This is a genomic window from Pseudomonas sp. S3E17, assembly GCF_024168685.1.
Classification (GTDB): domain Bacteria; phylum Pseudomonadota; class Gammaproteobacteria; order Pseudomonadales; family Pseudomonadaceae; genus Aquipseudomonas; species Aquipseudomonas marginalis.
On record NZ_JALJWE010000001.1, the window covers coordinates 3,923,755 to 3,940,782 of the forward strand.

The following is a 17,028-nucleotide window of genomic DNA, read 5'->3' on the forward strand; positions in this document are numbered from 1 at the left end:
TTGCACTGCATCAGTAGTCATAATCAGTCGATTCCGCCCGTGAGGGTCGTCTGCTCAGCATAGTCGAGGTGTTTGACGAGCTGCGCACGCAGCCGGGCACTTACCTCGGCAAATTTAATCGGTGTGGCGTGGTCGCTCAGTTGGGTCATCGCCAGCCCGGCATAACCGCACGGGTTGATGCGCCGGAACGGTGCCAGGTCCATATCCACGTTCAGGGCCAGGCCATGAAAGGAACAACCGTGGCGAATGCGCAAACCGAGGGAGGCGATTTTCGCGCCGTCCACATACACACCGGGTGCATCGGGCTTGGCCGCGGCGCTCACGCCATAACTGGCCAACAGCTCGATCAGGCAAGCCTCCATGCGGCTCACCAGGTCGCGCACGCCAAAACCCAGCTTGCGCACGTCCAGCAGCAGATACGCCACCAGTTGACCGGGCCCATGGTAAGTCACTTGGCCACCTCGGTCGACCTGCACCACCGGAATATCCCCCGGCAGCAGCAGATGTTCGGCCTTGCCGGCCTGGCCCTGGGTGAACACCGGTGGATGTTCCACCAACCAGATTTCGTCGGGCGCCGAAGTACCGCGTTCATTCGTGAACCGCTGCATGGCGTGCCAGACGGGCTCGTAGTCCATCCGGCCGAGCTCGCGAAAGCCCAGGACCTGTGACATCACAGCACCATGTGCACGAAGCCGGTGGCCCGCAGTTCGCTATTGATGTCGTAGAGCTGGTCTTGACCGGTCGCAACGATGTGCAACTGGATCGTGGTGTACTTACCGTTGGTGCTCGAACGCTCGTCCACCCGGTTGTCATTGATCGTCGCGTGTTTACGCACGATATCCAGGATTCTGTCTTTGTTGCCTACACCGGTATCGCTGATCACCTTGACGGGATAATCCGTCACCGGGAATTCGATCTTTGGCGCCTTTACTTCTTTATCGGTCATGGCAGAACGGCCTCGTAAGCGGTAAGCCGTGGCGACGGCAAAGCCCCGCGTCGGATCAACGCGGGGCTTTGCAGGTGCACACAATCAGTTGAACAAGCCGTAGAAGAATAGACGGATGCTATCCCACACGCGGCGGAAGATACCACCTTCGTCGACGGCGTCCAGCGCGATCAGGTCGGCGCTGTGCACCACCTTGTCGTCCAGCTTGACTTCGACTTTACCGATCACGTCGCCCTTGGCGATTGGCGCAACCAATTGCGGGTTCATGGTCATGCTGGCAGCGAGCTTTTTCAGCTGGCCTTTAGGCATGGTCAGGGTCAGGTCTTCAGCCAGGCCGGCCTTGACTTGCGAGGTCGAGCCTTTCCATACCGGCGCGGTCGCCAGTTCAGCACCCTTCTGGTAGAAGGTCTGGGTTTCGAAGAAGCGGAAACCGTAGGTCAGCAGTTTTTGCGTCTCGGCCGCACGGGCCTGCTCGCTGTTGGTACCGAAGACCACGGCGATCAGGCGCTGGCCATCACGTACCGCGGACGACACCATGCAGTAGCCGGCTTCGTCGGTGTGGCCGGTTTTCAGGCCATCGACGGTCTTGTCGCGCCACAGCAACAGGTTGCGGTTAGGCTGCTTGATGTTGTTCCAGAAGAATTCCTTCTGGGAGTAGATCGCGTAGTGCACCGGGTCGACACGAATGATCGCGCGCGCCAGGATCGCCATGTCGTGAGCCGACGAGTAGTGCTCAGGGTTTGGCAGGCCGGTCGGGTTCATGAAGTGGCTGTTGGTCATGCCCAGGTCGGCCACGGTTTTGTTCATCATGTCGGCGAACGCGTCTTCGCTGCCGGCGATGTGCTCGGCCAGGGCGACGCTGGCGTCGTTACCGGACTGGATGATGATGCCGTGCAGCAGGTCGCTCACAGTGACTTGCGAGCCGACCTTGATGAACATCCGCGAACCGCCGGTACGCCAGGCGTTTTCGCTGACGGTCACCGGGTCGTTTTCGCCGATCTGGCCGCGACGGATTTCCAGGGTTGCGATGTAGGCGGTCATCAGCTTGGTCAGGCTGGCCGGTGGCAGGCGCTGGTCACCGTTGCTCTCGACCAGCACGTTGCCACTGGCGGCATCCATGAGGACCCAGGACTTGGCGGCCAGTTGCGGTGAAGCCGGTACCATTTCAACCGCCCAGGCGGCCGGGGTGATGATCAGCGAAAGAAGCAGGCACGTGCGTTTGGCTAAGGTGGTGATGTTCATCCGTCTCTCGAAATTGCTTATGGAAACTTGCCCTCGCGGGCAAAACTTATTCAGACAGCCCGCTACCAGACTGTCGCGTGTTCGGTTGCCCGCTCACCCCTTGCCCCTGGGTTTTATTGTTCAACGAGCCAACAACCAGGGTCCAGGCCCGCATGCGAGCCTCAACCATCAATTTATTATTCGGCAGTGACCACGCTGGGTTGCCCCAGGTTGGCCAGGCGCACGCTGTTCTGCACTTGCGCTACCTCGCTCGGCGAACCGATCGGGCCCATGCGCACACGGTGCAGGGTTTGCTGGTTACGCACGATGGAGCTGATGAATACCGGCGCGCTGACCATGCTGCTGAGCTTGGACCTTAACAGTTCTGCCGCATCCGGGTTGGCGAAAGCACCCACTTGCAGGTATTGCCCGCCCGCGACCGCGGCGCCCGGTGCTGCATGGGGCACGACCACCGTATCCGGTGCGTGCTGCTGCGGTGGCGGTGTCCATTGTTCGATCTTGCCGGTGGATGCCGTCACTTGCGGCTGCGCACTCTGCGGCTCGTTGAGCATCAACGGCGCGGGCTTGCCACGCTGGGCCCAGTACTGCGCCGGATCGATGCCTTCGACCTTGACCCGCGCGGTACCGGTTTCGGCATAGCCGAGTTTTTTCGCGGCGGCGTAGGACAAGTCGATAATGCGATCCGAATAGAACGGCCCACGGTCGTTGACCCGCAGGATCACCGTGCGATTGTTGTCCAGGTTGGTCACGCGGACATAGCTGGGCAGCGGCAGGGTCTTGTGGGCCGCGCTCATGCCGTACAGGTCATAGACTTCGCCGTTGGCGGTGTTCTGGCCGTGGAACTTGGTGCCATACCAGGACGCCGTGCCCGATTGCACGTAGGTCTTGGAGTCCTGCAACGGGAAGTAGGACTTGCCTAGCACCGTATAGGGGTTGGCCTTGTACGGGCCGGTGTGCAGGGTCGGAGTGGCATCCGGGATCTTCGATACGTCGACGTCCCACCACGGCGCGCCGTCTTTGTGCGCGCGGTTGATGTCCAGTCCTGGCTGGGACCGCACAGCCGTGCCGCCGGACTTCGGTACCGGGCCACGGCTGGTGGAACAACTGACGACGAGCAGGGACAACGCGGCGAACGCCACCAGCTTGAGCGGTTGATTGAACGGCGATGCCCGCATTACTTGTTGCCCCGTGCTTGGACCAGCATGTCTGACAGCTGATGCACGGCCATGGCGTACATCACACTGCGGTTATAACGCGTGATTGCGTAGAAATTCTTCAGGCCCATCCAGTATTCAGGGCCGTTTTCACCTTCGAGGCGGAATGCCGTCACCGGCATATCGTCGCGTGGCGCATTCTGACTCGACCAGCCCAGCGCCCGCAACTCCCCGACGGTCTTGGCCGGCTCGATACCCTGGGTCAGGCCTTCATCGGCGTGCTCCCCGCTGACATCGGCGCGGATCACCACCGGCTCGCCACCGACCCAGCCATGGCGCTTGAAGTAGCTGGCCACACTGCCGATCGCATCGTCCGGGTTGCTCCAGATATTGATGTGCCCGTCACCGTCGAAATCCACCGCGTAGGCGCGAAAGCTGCTCGGCATGAACTGCGGCAAGCCCATCGCCCCGGCGTAGGAGCCCTTGAGGGTCAGCGGGTCGACCTGCTCTTCACGGGCCAGCAGCAGGAACTCACGCAGTTCCTTGCGGAAGAAGTCGGCGCGCGGCGGGTAATCGAAGCCCAGGGTCGACAAAGCGTCGATCACCCGGTAACTGCCGGTATTGCGCCCGTAGAAGGTTTCAATACCAATGATCGCAACGATGACCTGGGCCGGCACGCCGTATTCCTGCTCGGCGCGGGCCAACACGGCCTCGTGCTGGCGCCAGAAGTCCACCCCCCGGGCCACCCGGGCGTCGGTGAGGAACATCGGACGGTATTCCTTCCACTGCTTCACGCGCTCGGCGGGGCGAGAAATCGCATCGAGGATCGCCTGCTTGCGCTGGGCTTCGCGGAACACGCCCATCAGCTGTTCACCGGCGAAGCCGTAGTCGCGGGTCATTTCACCGACGAATTCGGCGACCTGGGGTGAGCCATCGTAGTCACCGGCCTGCGCCTCGTGCGTTGCCCCCAGCAGCCCGATCAGGCCCATCCAGGACGCATGCCGAGTCGCCCAGCCGCGCATTACTTGCATTGACATCTTCACCTTATTCAAACCTGTGCGATCCACTTGCGATGCGTATGAATCGACATCAAAACCCCAAACGCTGACAGCAATGTCACCAGCGAAGTTCCGCCGTAGCTAATGAACGGCAACGGCACCCCAACCACCGGCAGCAGGCCACTGACCATACCGATGTTGACGAAAACGTAAACAAAAAAAGTCATGGTCAGGCTGCCGGCGAGCAATTTGCCGAACAACGTCTGCGCCTGTGCGGTAATCACCAGGCCACGACCAATCAATAGCAAATAGATCAGCAACAGCGCGCAAATGCCCACCAGGCCGAACTCTTCGCCCATCACCGCAATGATGAAGTCAGTGTGGCTCTCGGGCAGAAAGTCCAAATGCGACTGGGTGCCGAGCAGCCAGCCCTTGCCAAATACACCGCCGGAACCGATGGCCGCCTTCGACTGGATAATGTTCCAACCGGTGCCGAGCGGGTCGCTCTCGGGATCGAGGAACGTCAGGATCCGCTGCTTCTGGTAGTCGTGCATAAAGAAGAACCACATGGCCACGGCCACCGGCACTGCCGCCGCCAGCACGCTGAGGATCCAGCGCCAGCGCAACCCGCCCATGAACAGCACGAACGCACCGCCGGCCAGGATCAGCAGCGAGGTGCCGAGGTCCGGCTGGCGCACGATCAGCACAAAGGGGATGCCGATCAGGATCAGGCTGATCCCCACATGCTTGAGCTGCGGCGGCAAGGTGCGCTTGGACAGGTACCAGGCGATCGTCGCCGGCATCAGGATCTTCATGAATTCCGACGGCTGGAAGCGAATCACCCCCGGAATGTTGATCCAGCGGGTCGCGCCCATGGCGTTGTGGCCCATGACGTCCACCACCACCAGCAGCAACACCCCGGCCACATACCCCAGCGGCACCCAGCGCGCCATGAAACGCGGTTCCAGCTGGGCAATCACCACCATGGACAGCAGGCCCAGGCCAAACGACGAAGCCTGCTTGATCAGCAAGTCCCAGTTCTTGCCGCTGGCCGAATACAGCACGAACAGGCTGCCAGCCGCCAGGGTCAGCAGCAGGATCAGCAACGGGCCATCAATGTGCATGCGCTGCAACAAAGTCGCGCGGCGACGCATCACATCCTCGCTGGAGAGGATGCGGTCAAAATTACTCTTCACTGGCCGTAACCTCTGGGGTTGAAGGGGGGCCGCCATATTCGGGCTTGAGCCTGCCGTCGTCGGCCAGCAACCAGGCGTCCATCACCTGGCGCACCACAGGCGCCGCCACACCGGAGCCGGACTCGCCGTTCTCGACCATCACCGCCACCACGATTTTCGGGTCGTCGGCCGGGGCAAAGCCCACAAACAAGGCGTGGTCGCGGTGGCGTTCCTGGACCTTGGAACGGTCGTATTTCTCGCCCTGCTTGATCGCCACCACCTGGGCGGTACCACTCTTGCCGGCGATACGGTATTGCGCACCGATCGCCGCCTTGCGCGCAGTTCCGCGTGCACCGTGCATCACCTGTTGCATGCCGTGGTTGACCTTGGTCCAGTCGGACGGGTCGCGCAGTACGATGTCGGGGATCGGGTTTTCATCCACAGGCTTTTCGCCTTCAATGGTCCGGGCCAGGTGCGGGCGGTTCCAGATGCCTTTGTTGGCCACCAGCGCCGTGGCCTGGGCCAGTTGCAAAGGCGTGGCCTGCATATAGCCTTGGCCGATGCCGAGGATCAGGGTTTCGCCCGGGAACCATGCCTGGCGGCGGGTCGCACGCTTCCACTCCCGCGATGGCATCAGGCCAGGGGATTCTTCGAACATATCCAGGGAGACTTTCTGACCGAGGCCGAACTTGCCCATGTAGGCGGACAAGCGGTCGATCCCGAGCTTGTGGGCCAGGTCGTAAAAATAGGTGTCGTTGGAACGCATGATCGCGGTATCCAGATCGACATAGCCGTCACCGGTACGGTTCCAGTTGCGGTATTTGTGATCGTAGTTGGGCAGCATGTAGTAACCCGGGTCGAACACCCGGCTGGACGCCGTGACCACGCCCGCGTCCAAACCGGCAATCGCCACCGCCGGCTTGATGGTCGAACCCGGCGGGTACAGGCCGCGCAGCACGCGGTTGAACAGCGGCCGATCGATGGAGTCACGCAGCTCGGCGTAGGCCTTGAAGCTGATCCCGGTCACAAACAGGTTGGGGTCGAAACTCGGCTGGCTGACCATGGCCAAGACTTCGCCGGTCTTCGGGTCCAGCGCCACCACTGCGCCACGCCGGCCACCCAGGGCCATCTCGGCCGCTTCCTGCAGCTTGATGTCCAGGCTCAGCACAATGTCCTTGCCCGGCACCGGGTCGGTCCGCTTGAGCACCCGCAGCACACGGCCGCGAGCGTTGGTCTCGACTTCTTCGTAACCCACCTGGCCGTGCAGCTCGGGCTCGTAGAAACGCTCGATGCCGGTCTTGCCGATATGGTGGGTGCCGCTGTAATTGACGGGATCGAGGCTTTTCAGCTCTTTCTCGTTGATCCGCCCCATATAGCCGACGGAGTGAGCAAAGTGCGGCCCTTGGGGATAGTGGCGCACCAGCTGCGCCACCACTTCCACACCCGGCAGGCGGAACTGGTTCACCGCGATCCGCGCAATCTGCTCTTCGGTCAGCTCGAACAGGATCGGCACCGGTTCGAAAGGCCGACGCCCCTGTTTCATGCGTTTCTCGAAGATCACCCGGTCTTCCGGGGTCAACTGCAGCACCTCGACGATGACATCGAGGACCTGCTGCCAATCGCCGGAACGCTCACGGGTCATGCTCAGGCTGAAGCTGGGCCGGTTATCCGCCACCACCACGCCATTACGGTCGAAGATCAGCCCACGGGTCGGCGGAATCGGCTGCACATGCACGCGGTTGTTTTCCGACAACGTGGAGTGGTAGTCGTACTGGATCACCTGCAGGAAATACAGGCGCGCAATCAGCACCCCGATCAGCGCCACCACCATGATCGCGCCAAACACCACCCGCGCGCGTACCAGACGTGCGTCTTTCTCGTGGTCCTTGATGCGGATCGGCTGGGTCATCGGGAGGGGCGCAGATTATTTGTGGTAAGGGTGCCCGGACAGAACTGTCCAGGCGCGATACAGCTGTTCACCGATCAGAATCCTTACCAACGGGTGCGGCAGCGTCAGCGCCGACAGCGACCAGCGCTGGTCCGCCCGCGCGCAGACTTCCGGCGCCAGCCCTTCGGGGCCGCCGACCATGAAGTTGACGGTGCGCGAGTCCAGGCGCCAGCGATCCAGTTCCACCGCCAGTTGCTCGGTGCTCCAGGGTTTGCCGTGCACTTCCAGGGTGACGATGCGCTCGTTGGGGCCGACCTTGGCCAGCATCGCTTCGCCTTCCTGACGGATGAAGCGCGCCACGTCGGCATTCTTGCCCCGGGTGTTGAGCGGTATCTCCACCAGTTCCAGCGACAGCTCGGCGGGCAGACGCTTGGCATACTCGTGCCAGCCTTCTTCCACCCACTTGGGCATGCGTGAACCGACAGCAATCAGACGCAGGCGCACAGCCGTTCCTTATTCCTGGTCTTTGTTGAGCTTGTCGAAGTGCGCGTGGCCCACTTCCGGGCTGTGGTGCTTGCCATCGGCGGCACGGCTCTGCTCGGCGCCTTTCCACAGACGCTCCAGGTCGTAGAACTGACGGGCATTGCTGGTCATCATGTGAACGATCACGTCGTCCATGTCCAGCAGCACCCAGTCGCTGTCGCCCTTGCCTTCTTCACCCAGCGGCTTCACGCCCTGGGCTTTGACGGCTTCGCGAACCTTGTCCAGCATCGCGCCGATCTGGCGGTTGGAGGTACCGGTGGCGATGATCATGAAGTCGGTGATGCTCTGCTTGTCGCGCACGTCCAGGACCTGGATGTCTTGGGCCTTCACGTCTTCCAGGGCGGCAACGGCGACTTTCACCAGCGCTTCGCCAGCCAGTTCCGGGCCAACGTGGGCTTCAACGGGCAGCGGGGCGCTTTTGAACGTGCCTTTGCGTTTTACTTTGCTTACGTCTTTGTTCGTCATAAAAAACTCGTTTTGCTCATATGTTCGGGCGCTCGCTGCACGAGTGTTCGTGCATTCAAGCGCGCCTTTTCAGTTCGACGCACGGTAAAGCCCGTGCGCATCGATGTAGGCCAGGACCGCGTCAGGCACCAGGAAACGTACCGACTTCCCGCTGGCCAGCAGTTGACGGATCTGGGTGGCGGACACCGCAAGCGGGGTCTGCCAGACGAATGCAATATTCCCGTTCGGCCCGGTCAGGGCCAAGGGGTCACTTACCGACCGCGCGGCCAGCAGGTTGCGCAAGGCATCCGGCGGTTCGCTGTCGGCATCCGGGCGTTGCAAAACCAGGATGTGGCAGTGCTGGAGGAGTTCCTCCCAGCGATGCCAAGAGGGCAGGCCGCAAAATGCGTCCCAGCCCAAAAGCAGAAACAACTGGTCATCCGCGGCCAACTCGGCGCGCATCAGCTCCAGGGTGTCGACAGTGTAGGACGGTTTATCGCGCTTGAGCTCACGATCGTCCACCACCAGCGGCGGTATGCCCTCTACGGCCAGGCGTACCATTTCCAGGCGCTGCTGCGGCGACACCTGCGGGGTATCGCGATGGGGCGGCCGGAAGTTAGGGATCAGGCGCAGCTCATCCAGCGCCAAGGCATCCGCGACTTCCAGGGCACTGCGCAAATGGCCGATGTGCACGGGGTCGAAGGTACCGCCGAGCAGCCCGATGCGTTTAGCCATCAAGTGCGCACATGACCGTCGCCGAACACCACGTACTTCTCGCTGGTCAGGCCTTCAAGGCCAACCGGGCCGCGTGCGTGGAGCTTGTCGGTGGAGATGCCGATCTCCGCCCCCAGGCCGTACTCGAAGCCGTCGGCAAAGCGCGTCGAGGCGTTGATCATCACCGAAGCGGAGTCCACTTCGGTGAGGAAACGCCGGGCATCGCTGAAATGCTCGGAGACAATGGCGTCGGTGTGCTTGGAGCCGTACGTGTTGATGTGTTCGATGGCTTGGTCCAGATCGTCGACTATGCGGATCGACAGGATCGGCGCCGTGTACTCGGTGTACCAGTCCTGCTCGGTGGCTTCGATCACGTCCGCGCCCAACAGCGCACGGGTGCGTTCGCAACCGCGCAGCTCCACGCCCTTGTCACGGTAGATGGCAGCCAGCGGCGGCAGCACGCGCTCGGCAATGCCGACGTGCACCAGCAGGGTTTCCATGGTGTTGCACGGCGCGTAGCGGTGGGTCTTGGCGTTGTCGGCGATGCGGATCGCCTTGTCGATGTCGGCGGCGATGTCGATATACACGTGGCAGACGCCGTCCAGGTGCTTGATCACTGGCACCTTGGCATCGCGGCTGACGCGCTCGATCAGGCTCTTGCCACCGCGCGGCACGATCACGTCGACGAATTCCGGCATGGTGATCAGCGCGCCGACAGCGGCACGGTCGGTGGTTTCCACCACTTGCACCACTTCGGCCGGCAACTCGGCCACGGCCAGGCCCTGCTGGATGCAGGCGGCGATGGCGCGGTTGGAATTGATCGCCTCGGAGCCGCCACGCAGGATGGTGGCATTGCCCGACTTGAGGCACAGGCTCGCGGCGTCGATGGTCACGTTCGGGCGCGACTCATAGATGATGCCGATCACGCCCAGGGGCACGCGCATCTTGCCGACCTGGATGCCGGACGGCAGGTAACGCATATCGCGAATTTCACCGATGGGGTCAGGCAGCTTGGCCACCTGACGCAACCCTTCGATCATGTCGTCGATACGTGCCGGCGTCAGCGCCAGGCGGTCCAGCAAGGCGGGCTCGAGGCCATTGGCGCGGCCGTTGGCCAGGTCCAGTTCGTTGGCGGCAGTCAGCTCGGAGCGCGAAGCGTCCAGAGCATCGGCGGCGGCCAGCAGGGCACGGTTCTTCTGCGCGGTGCTCGCACGGGCGATCAACCGCGAGGCCTGACGGGCAGCGCGACCCAGGCGGGTCATGTAGTCAAGAACGGACTCAGTCATGGTCAGGGAGTCTTGGCAAAGAGGAAAGCGGCAGATTATAGCTGTGACGCCGCCCGACTGACAGCGGTGAGGGGCGGATGGTCGAAATGAACTGTAAAAACCTGGGGTTCAGCCGTAATTAAGGTGGGAGTTGTTATTATTCCGTCACATTTAGCCGTATTAACCTCAGGCCACCATGCCCAGTTCTTCGCCCCAACTCCCCGCCAGCGCCCTGCCCGACAGCTTCTTCGACCGTGACGCGCAAATACTCGCGCGAGATTTGCTTGGAAAAGTCATCCGCCATCGCGTCGGCGATAGCTGGCTTTCGGCGCGAATTATTGAAACCGAAGCCTATTACGTGGCCGAAAAAGGCAGCCACGCCTCACTCGGCTACACAGAAAAGCGTAAGGCTTTGTTTCTGGATGGCGGGCATATCTATATGTACTACGCCCGTGGCGGCGATTCGCTGAACTTCAGCGCGCAGGGGCCGGGCAATGCCGTGCTGATCAAATCGGCCTACCCCTGGGTCGATGAAACCTCCGGCCCCGCCAGCCTGGCGCAGATGCTGCTGAACAACCCGAATGCCGATGGCAGCCCGCGCGCGTCGCAAAAGCTGTGTGCCGGCCAGACGTTGCTGTGCAAGGCGCTGGGCCTGAAGGTGCCGATGTGGGATGCCAAGCGCTTTGATCAAGAAGGGCTCTATGTCGAAGACGTCGGCCAGACACCGATACAGATCATCCAGACCACCCGCCTGGGCATCCCCAGCGGCCGTGACGAGCACTTGATGTACCGCTTCGTCGATGCTGGCTATGCGCCCTACTGCACGCGGAACCCGCTGCGCCGGGGCCAGGTCGAAGGCCGCGACTATTTCCTGATTTGAATCTGTGGCGATGGAGTAACGATTTATGGGCCAATGGCTCGATAGCATTACCGGCTGGCTGACCCTCAACCCGCAGTGGCTGGCGGCGGCGGTGTTTATCGTCGCGTGCGTGGAATGCCTGGCCATTGCCGGGCTGATCGTGCCGGGCACGGTGCTGCTGTTTGCCATTGCGGCGATGGCTGGCAGCGGCGCCTTGTCCCTGAGTGAAACCCTGCTGCTGGGGTTCCTGGGAGGCTTGTTGGGCGACGGGGTTTCCTACTTCCTGGGCCGACACTTCCATCAGAACATCCGCCGCCTGCCCGGCCTGCGCCACCACCCGGAATGGATGAGCGGCGCGGAAACCTACTTCCACAAATACGGCATCGCCAGCCTGCTGGTGGGACGTTTCATCGGACCATTGCGGCCAATGCTGCCGATGGTGGCCGGGATGTGCGACATGCCGTTCCCGCGTTTCGCCCTGGTCAGCCTTCTGGCGGCAGCCGGTTGGTCGGTCGCCTACCTGCTACCAGGCTGGGCAACCGGCGCTGCGTTCCGCCTGCCATTGCCGGAAGGGTTCTGGCCTGAGGCGGGGGTTGTTACAGCCTGCCTGGCAGCCATGCTGGGACTGAGCCTGCACACCAGCGTGCGCGGCCATCGTCGCGCGACCTTGTGGATAGGGTGCGCCAGCCTGACATTATTGATCGCTCTGTTTATCGGCTATACCCACCTGGATGACTTTGACCAGGGCCTGAGCGCGCTGGTACAGGAACATCGCAGCCCCTGGCTGGACCACACCATGGTGATGGTGACCCAACTGGGTGAGTTCAAGAAAATGTTCTTCGCCAGCACCGTATTCACCGCGCTGCTGCTACTGGCGCGGCAATGGCGTCATGCCGTGTTTGTCGGCGCAACACTGGCCGGGGCGGCGGTGATCAATACCGGGACCAAACTGTTTTTCGCCCGTGGCCGCCCGGAAATCCTCACCGACCCATTGACCAGCTTCAGCATGCCCAGCGGCCACGCCTCCGGTGCGTTTGCGTTTTTTCTGGCGTTGGCGGTGCTGGCCGGTCGTGGACAACCCACGCGCCTGCGTCTGACCTGGATGTTGCTGGGCTGTATTCCTGCGGCCTTCATCGCACTGTCACGGGTCTACCTCGGCGCCCATTGGCCCACCGACATCCTGGCTGGCACGCTGCTGGCAATGACTGTGTGCGCATTCAGCCTTACCGTCTGCCAGTACCGCAGCCCACTGCCGCCAATGCCGCAGAAGGCCTGGTGGCTGGTATTACCCGCGGTGGTGGCGGTGCTCGGTTTCATTGCCTTTACCGGCACCCCCCACGCGCTGCTCAGGTATGCCTATTGACCCTGGGCCGGACCGAGCCAGTCAACGGGTGCGGCGCGGCGTTCAATACACCGCTCGCGTCGTTCCAGCAACATCTCATCCGCTATTTCCGCGGCGCGTTCAGCGATGTATTCCGGACCGCGCTTGGCGTCCAACCGCAGCAATTGCGCGGCAATATTGCCAAAAAAAGCGTCCCAGGCTGCCTGCTCCGATTGCGCTAGCCGAATCATGCTCATCCCCGATCATTGTTGAGTGATCGGCGACTATTTCAGCCCTCGCACCGGGAGCAACGAAGAAACGTCTGAACGAGGTGCAGGACTGATCCGAAACTCAGGTGAACAACTCCCCCTGAAGCTCATCGAGCAGCATCTGGATCGCATCCAGCCGCTGCTGCGGGTCGTCGAGTTGCAGCAGGTCGATCTTGTCGGCCTCAGTGAACGGCAAGAGATAAGCCAGTTGATTGCCCAAGGCTTGCTGGCCATCGGCGTGAGTGTCCATGTCCAGCGACGCGACCATCGGGTGTTCGGCCAGGGCCTGGAGCAAGGCCAGCAGGTCGGCATCCTCTTCTTCCAGCGCCTGGTCCGGCAGTTCTTCCAGCCATTGCACCTCGGCCACCAGCAGCTGGTCCTTCTGCACGCCGGCGTCTCGCACGCGGAAGCGCCGCCCGCCTTCGACGCGAATCCCCAGCAGGCCGTTGTCCTGCTGCTTGAAGTCGCGAATCAACGCTTCGCAGCCGATCAACGCATAGCCATCCGGGGCCATGCCCACCTCCTTGCCATCGAGGATGCACACCACGCCGAAGCTTTCGCCCTTTTTCATGCAGCGGCTGATCATGTCCAGGTAGCGCGCCTCGAACAGTTGCAGGTCGAGGATGCAGCCAGGGAACAGCACGGTATTGAGGGGAAACAGCGCCAGACTCATAAAGGCTTCCTTAAACCCGGTTTAAACAATCACTGACACGGCCAGCGGCAGGAATACCGCTGTGGCTACGCCCATCAGACTCATGGCCAGCGCCGCAAAAGCGCCACACTCTTCGCTTTCCTGCAGGGCCACCGAGGTGCCGACGGCGTGAGCAGTCATGCCCAGCGCCATACCGCGCGCCTCGGGACTGTGCACCCCAAGACGCGAGAGTAACGCCGGGCCAACCATCGCGCCCACCACCCCGGTAATCAGCACAAACACCGCCGCCAAGGCTGCCACACCGCCGATCTGTTCGGCCACCAGCATGGCAATCGGCGAGGTCACCGACTTCGGTGCCATGGTCATCAACATCCTGTGTTCGGCGCCGAACCACCAGCCCAGCAGTACGCACAGGCCGGTGGCCAACACGCCGCCTATCACCAGCGTAGTAAAAATCGGCCAGAACAATTGCCGAATCCGCCGCAGGTTCAGATAGAGCGGCACCGCCAGGGCCACTGTCGCCGGGCCCAGCAGGATCCCCATGATCTCCGTGCTCTTGCGGTACTCGGCGTAGCTCAAACCGCACGTGAGCAACACGCCGATCACCAGCAGCATGGAGACCAGCACCGGTTGCAGGAAAATCCAGCGGGTTTTCTCGAAACCCGCCAGCACCAGCTGGTAGGCGCCCAGGGTGATCCCGATACCGAACAGCGGGTGATGAATCACCGCCGTCCATGCGCCGTGCCAGTCGAAGATCATTGATCCTGCTCCTTGCGCTTGACCATGCGTTCCATCAACAGCCCGACAAAGCCCATGGCGATCACCAGCGACAACACCAGTGCACCGACGATGGCCCAGAAATCGGCGGCAATATCCCTGGCATACACCATCACCCCCACCGCCGGCGGCACCAGCAGCAACGGCAAGTAGCGCAGCAGGCTGCTGGCCGCCAGGCTCAGGGGCTCGCCGACTTCGCCACGCCACACCAGGTAACCGAGCATCAACAGCAGGCCGATGATCGGCCCCGGCAGTACCGGCAGCAGCAAATGATTGATCGCCGTGCCGATCAATTGAAACAGCACCAGCCATGTCAGACCGCGTAACAGCATCCGTCCTCTCCCCCCTCAAGACCCGCCCGCATTATAAGCATGCCCGTCCTATGCTCCGGCATTCGCCAAAAGCATGGTGGGTTGACCGGGCTGGTTGGCCATGATGATCTACATTGGTTCTCTGTACCCCATAACAACAGCACCGATGAACCAAGGAGAGACGCAATGCCCTATGTACCCGTAGCGCAGCTCAAAGATTATGTCGGCAAGGAACTGGGACGTTCCGAATGGCTCACCATCGACCAGGCACGTATCAACCTGTTCGCCGAGGCCACTGGCGATCATCAGTTCATCCACGTCGACCCGGTCAAGGCCGCGCAAACCCCGTTCGGCAGCACCATTGCCCACGGTTTCCTGTCGCTGTCGCTGATGCCCAAGCTGATGGAAGATATCCTGATCGTGCCCGAAGGCCTGAAGATGGCCGTCAACTATGGCCTGGACAGCGTGCGCTTTATCCAGCCGGTGAAAGTCAATTCCAAGGTGCGCCTGAACGTGACGCTCACCGACGTCACCGAGAAAAAGCCCGGCCAATGGCTGCTCAAGGCCACCGCCACCCTGGAAATCGATGGCCAGGAAAAACCCGCTTACGTCGCCGAGTCGTTGTCGCTCTACTTCGTGTAAGCCCATCCCTGTGGCGAGCCACTGAAACTCGCCACAGGGTATGTAAATTTATGTATGAATCTCGCAGCTGCGGCATACTCGGCGCTCAATTATCCGGATCCCGCTATGCGCCCACTCGCTCCCCTTGCCCTTGCCCTGTTGCTCACCGCTTGCGGAGACGGCGAATCGCTGTTGCCGCCCGATGCGCGCCTGCCCGATGGCGGTCGTTACCGGGGCGATGTGGTCAATGGTCTGCTGCAAGGCCAGGGCCGCGTGGATTATCCCAACGGCAGCTGGTACGCCGGGCAGTTCGACAAAGGCCAGTGGCACGGCCAGGGCGAATGGCATGGCAGCAACGGCGAAGTCTATAAAGGCCAGTTCCAGCAAGGTCTGTTCGATGGCCAGGGCAGCCTGACCACGGCCGGCAGCCACTATGTGGGCGGGTTCAAGAACGGTCGGCGCAACGGCGAAGGCACCCTCAAAGAAGGGCAGATGACCTATCGCGGCGAATTCAAGGACGACCAGTATTCCGGCCTCGGCCGCCTGGAACTGGCAGATGGCAGCCAGTATCAGGGCCAGTTCGCCCACGGCAAGCCGAACGGTGAAGGCCAGCGCAATGACGACAGCGGCAACCAATTCAGCGGCCACTTCGTCGACGGCCAGCTGGAGGGCAACGGTACGTTCAACAGCGCCGACGGCGACATCTATGTCGGCCAGTTCAAGCAGAACCAGCTCAACGGCAAGGGCCGTTATGAAAACGCCGATGGCGACGTGTGGATCGGCCAGTTCAAGGAAGGCGCACTCAGCGGCAAGGGCGAGTTGATCGGCGTCGACGGCAGCCACTACGTCGGCCAGTTCAGCGACTGGCGCTTTACCGGCGAAGGCCGCCTGAACCTGACCGACGGCAGCTTTTATATCGGCGGCTTCGACAGCGACAACTATCAAGGCCGCGGCACCCTGGTACTCACCGACGGCACCGTGCAGGCCGGTACCTGGGTCAACGGCATGCGCGTGCGTGATGCCGACGGCACGCTGTTGCCCGACCCGCTGGAAATCGGCGTACTGGCCCAGGGCCGCCTGCTGGACACCGCCCTCGCCGCCGTGCCCGCCTCCACCTCGGCCGTGGAGCTGTACACCCTGGCCGTGGCCGGCGACGGTAAACAAAGCGTGTTCCTGCGCGAAGCCGATTACGTCAGCAATATGCTCGCCACCCGCTTCGGTGCCCGTGGGCAGATCCGCCTGGTCAACCACCGCGACCATATCGCCGACCGACCACTGGCCACCCGCGAAAGCCTGCGCCGGGCCGTGCAGACCCTGGCCGAGCGCACCGGGCCGGAAGACCTGGTGTTTATCTACATGACCAGCCACGGCACCCACGAACACGAACTGGTGCTGGATCAACCGCGCATGGAATTGGCCGACCTGCCTGCCGATGAACTGGCCGCCGTGCTGGCGCCGCTGAAAAACCGCGACAAGATCGTGGTGATTTCAGCCTGCTACTCCGGCGGTTTCATCCCGGCCCTCAAAGACGAACGCACCCTGATCATGACCGCCTCGCGCGCCGACCGCGTGTCCTTCGGCTGTTCCGAAGAGGCCGACTTCACCTACTTCGGCGACGCCCTCTTCGCCCAAGCCTTCAACCAGACCGACGATTTGCAGCAAGCCTTCAAGCTGGCGCAGCTGCATGTGAGCGAACGCGAACAGGCAGACAACTTCGAAGCGTCCGAACCGCAGATCTGGGCCCCCAAAGGCGTGATCGCCCATTGGCAATTATTACGCAAACAGCAGGCACGAAAGGCGCTGGAAAGCGTCTCAATGAATAGCAAGGAAGCCAAAGGCAACTAAGCTG

The 17,028-nt window shown here is 62.1% G+C and carries 19 protein-coding genes; 4 read left to right on the plus strand and 15 right to left on the minus strand.

All coding sequences use genetic code 11. The features are described from left to right. Positions 1-23: 23 nt before the first annotated feature. The 11 genes from lipB to J3D60_RS17585 form a co-directional block, all read right to left on the minus strand. Positions 24-671 carry a lipoyl(octanoyl) transferase LipB gene (gene lipB, locus J3D60_RS17535; RefSeq protein ID WP_027605241.1) on the minus strand — a complete coding sequence of 216 codons (648 nt, stop codon included), beginning with the start codon at positions 669-671 and terminating at the stop codon, positions 24-26. Further along, a complete protein-coding gene (locus J3D60_RS17540; protein WP_027605240.1) occupies positions 671-946 on the minus strand; it encodes a DUF493 domain-containing protein in 276 nt (91 codons plus the stop codon). Before J3D60_RS17540 ends, lipB begins: the two co-directional genes overlap by 1 nt. An 84-nt stretch (positions 947-1,030) precedes the next feature. Then, a complete protein-coding gene (locus tag J3D60_RS17545; protein ID WP_253492173.1) occupies positions 1,031-2,188 on the minus strand; it encodes a D-alanyl-D-alanine carboxypeptidase family protein in 1,158 nt (385 codons plus the stop codon). A gap of 176 nt (positions 2,189-2,364) precedes the next feature. Beyond that, positions 2,365-3,363, minus strand: a complete 999-nt coding sequence (locus J3D60_RS17550; protein ID WP_027605238.1) for a septal ring lytic transglycosylase RlpA family protein — start codon at positions 3,361-3,363, stop codon at positions 2,365-2,367. Further along, positions 3,363-4,373, minus strand: a complete 1,011-nt coding sequence (mltB, locus tag J3D60_RS17555) for a lytic murein transglycosylase B (RefSeq protein ID WP_253492174.1) — start codon at positions 4,371-4,373, stop codon at positions 3,363-3,365. The genes J3D60_RS17550 and mltB overlap by 1 nt, the downstream gene beginning before the upstream one ends. Before the next feature lie 17 nt (positions 4,374-4,390). Next, on the minus strand, positions 4,391-5,494 hold the full coding sequence (rodA, locus tag J3D60_RS17560; RefSeq protein ID WP_051429342.1) for a rod shape-determining protein RodA: 1,104 nt from the start codon (positions 5,492-5,494) through the stop codon (positions 4,391-4,393). Positions 5,495-5,525: 31 nt separating this feature from the next. Then, positions 5,526-7,424, minus strand: a complete 1,899-nt coding sequence (gene mrdA, locus J3D60_RS17565) for a penicillin-binding protein 2 (protein ID WP_027605235.1) — start codon at positions 7,422-7,424, stop codon at positions 5,526-5,528. A gap of 15 nt (positions 7,425-7,439) precedes the next feature. Then, the gene (gene rlmH, locus J3D60_RS17570) at positions 7,440-7,907 is read right to left on the minus strand and encodes a 23S rRNA (pseudouridine(1915)-N(3))-methyltransferase RlmH (protein ID WP_003176297.1); all 468 of its coding nucleotides are present in this window, start codon (positions 7,905-7,907) and stop codon (positions 7,440-7,442) included. Positions 7,908-7,916: 9 nt separating this feature from the next. Beyond that, complete coding sequence (gene rsfS / locus J3D60_RS17575; RefSeq protein WP_065924878.1) at positions 7,917-8,411, minus strand: ribosome silencing factor; 495 nt, start codon at positions 8,409-8,411, stop codon at positions 7,917-7,919. 69 nt (positions 8,412-8,480) lie between these two features. Beyond that, complete coding sequence (nadD, locus tag J3D60_RS17580; RefSeq protein WP_065910068.1) at positions 8,481-9,125, minus strand: nicotinate-nucleotide adenylyltransferase; 645 nt, start codon at positions 9,123-9,125, stop codon at positions 8,481-8,483. Further along, positions 9,125-10,390 carry a glutamate-5-semialdehyde dehydrogenase gene (locus tag J3D60_RS17585; RefSeq protein ID WP_065938368.1) on the minus strand — a complete coding sequence of 422 codons (1,266 nt, stop codon included), beginning with the start codon at positions 10,388-10,390 and terminating at the stop codon, positions 9,125-9,127. Before J3D60_RS17585 ends, nadD begins: the two co-directional genes overlap by 1 nt. Positions 10,391-10,565: 175 nt before the next feature. Here J3D60_RS17585 and J3D60_RS17590 point away from each other — a divergent pair, with 175 nt between their 5' ends. Both J3D60_RS17590 and J3D60_RS17595 read left to right on the plus strand, forming a co-directional pair. Further along, positions 10,566-11,249 carry a DNA-3-methyladenine glycosylase gene (locus J3D60_RS17590; RefSeq protein WP_065938369.1) on the plus strand — a complete coding sequence of 228 codons (684 nt, stop codon included), beginning with the start codon at positions 10,566-10,568 and terminating at the stop codon, positions 11,247-11,249. A gap of 25 nt (positions 11,250-11,274) precedes the next feature. Next, positions 11,275-12,591, plus strand: coding sequence for a bifunctional DedA family/phosphatase PAP2 family protein (locus J3D60_RS17595; RefSeq protein WP_253492175.1), 1,317 nt, complete (start codon positions 11,275-11,277; stop codon positions 12,589-12,591). On the opposite strand, the gene J3D60_RS17600 is transcribed toward J3D60_RS17595, so the two are convergent. The 4 genes from J3D60_RS17600 to J3D60_RS17615 all read right to left on the minus strand — a co-directional run bounded on the left by J3D60_RS17600 (position 12,585) and on the right by J3D60_RS17615 (position 14,579). Continuing rightward, entirely contained in the window at positions 12,585-12,800 is a 216-nt protein-coding gene (locus J3D60_RS17600) for a hypothetical protein (protein ID WP_065938395.1), read from the minus strand. The two genes, J3D60_RS17595 and J3D60_RS17600, sit on opposite strands and share 7 nt — an antisense overlap. A gap of 100 nt (positions 12,801-12,900) precedes the next feature. Then, the gene (locus J3D60_RS17605; protein WP_065938371.1) at positions 12,901-13,491 is read right to left on the minus strand and encodes an LON peptidase substrate-binding domain-containing protein; all 591 of its coding nucleotides are present in this window, start codon (positions 13,489-13,491) and stop codon (positions 12,901-12,903) included. A gap of 21 nt (positions 13,492-13,512) precedes the next feature. Next, the gene (locus tag J3D60_RS17610) at positions 13,513-14,229 is read right to left on the minus strand and encodes an LrgB family protein (RefSeq protein WP_027605228.1); all 717 of its coding nucleotides are present in this window, start codon (positions 14,227-14,229) and stop codon (positions 13,513-13,515) included. Further along, complete coding sequence (locus tag J3D60_RS17615; RefSeq protein ID WP_253492178.1) at positions 14,226-14,579, minus strand: CidA/LrgA family protein; 354 nt, start codon at positions 14,577-14,579, stop codon at positions 14,226-14,228. The genes J3D60_RS17610 and J3D60_RS17615 overlap by 4 nt, the downstream gene beginning before the upstream one ends. A gap of 165 nt (positions 14,580-14,744) precedes the next feature. On the opposite strand from J3D60_RS17615, the gene J3D60_RS17620 reads away from it, so the two are divergent. Continuing rightward, positions 14,745-15,200, plus strand: coding sequence for a MaoC family dehydratase (locus tag J3D60_RS17620; RefSeq protein ID WP_027605226.1), 456 nt, complete (start codon positions 14,745-14,747; stop codon positions 15,198-15,200). Positions 15,201-15,305: 105 nt separating this feature from the next. Next, a complete protein-coding gene (locus J3D60_RS17625) occupies positions 15,306-17,024 on the plus strand; it encodes a C13 family peptidase (protein WP_065938372.1) in 1,719 nt (572 codons plus the stop codon). Positions 17,025-17,028 lie beyond the last annotated feature (4 nt).

Bases quoted from the DNA above. Each gene is read 5' to 3' on its own strand.
- lipB (WP_027605241.1), bottom strand. From the start codon at position 671: ATGTCACAGGTCCTGGGCTTTCGCGAGCTCGGCCGGATGGACTACGAG.
- J3D60_RS17540 (WP_027605240.1), bottom strand. From the start codon at position 946: ATGACCGATAAAGAAGTAAAGGCGCCAAAGATCGAATTCCCGGTGACG.
- J3D60_RS17545 (WP_253492173.1), bottom strand. From the start codon at position 2,188: ATGAACATCACCACCTTAGCCAAACGCACGTGCCTGCTTCTTTCGCTG.
- J3D60_RS17550 (WP_027605238.1), bottom strand. From the start codon at position 3,363: ATGCGGGCATCGCCGTTCAATCAACCGCTCAAGCTGGTGGCGTTCGCC.
- mltB (WP_253492174.1), bottom strand. From the start codon at position 4,373: ATGCAAGTAATGCGCGGCTGGGCGACTCGGCATGCGTCCTGGATGGGC.
- rodA (WP_051429342.1), bottom strand. From the start codon at position 5,494: ATGCGTCGCCGCGCGACTTTGTTGCAGCGCATGCACATTGATGGCCCG.
- mrdA (WP_027605235.1), bottom strand. From the start codon at position 7,424: ATGACCCAGCCGATCCGCATCAAGGACCACGAGAAAGACGCACGTCTG.
- rsfS (WP_065924878.1), bottom strand. From the start codon at position 8,411: ATGACGAACAAAGACGTAAGCAAAGTAAAACGCAAAGGCACGTTCAAA.
- nadD (WP_065910068.1), bottom strand. From the start codon at position 9,125: ATGGCTAAACGCATCGGGCTGCTCGGCGGTACCTTCGACCCCGTGCAC.
- J3D60_RS17585 (WP_065938368.1), bottom strand. From the start codon at position 10,390: ATGACTGAGTCCGTTCTTGACTACATGACCCGCCTGGGTCGCGCTGCC.
- J3D60_RS17590 (WP_065938369.1), top strand. From the start codon at position 10,566: ATGCCCAGTTCTTCGCCCCAACTCCCCGCCAGCGCCCTGCCCGACAGC.
- J3D60_RS17595 (WP_253492175.1), top strand. From the start codon at position 11,275: ATGGGCCAATGGCTCGATAGCATTACCGGCTGGCTGACCCTCAACCCG.
- J3D60_RS17600 (WP_065938395.1), bottom strand. From the start codon at position 12,800: ATGATTCGGCTAGCGCAATCGGAGCAGGCAGCCTGGGACGCTTTTTTT.
- J3D60_RS17605 (WP_065938371.1), bottom strand. From the start codon at position 13,491: ATGAGTCTGGCGCTGTTTCCCCTCAATACCGTGCTGTTCCCTGGCTGC.
- J3D60_RS17610 (WP_027605228.1), bottom strand. From the start codon at position 14,229: ATGATCTTCGACTGGCACGGCGCATGGACGGCGGTGATTCATCACCCG.
- J3D60_RS17615 (WP_253492178.1), bottom strand. From the start codon at position 14,579: ATGCTGTTACGCGGTCTGACATGGCTGGTGCTGTTTCAATTGATCGGC.
- J3D60_RS17620 (WP_027605226.1), top strand. From the start codon at position 14,745: ATGCCCTATGTACCCGTAGCGCAGCTCAAAGATTATGTCGGCAAGGAA.
- J3D60_RS17625 (WP_065938372.1), top strand. From the start codon at position 15,306: ATGCGCCCACTCGCTCCCCTTGCCCTTGCCCTGTTGCTCACCGCTTGC.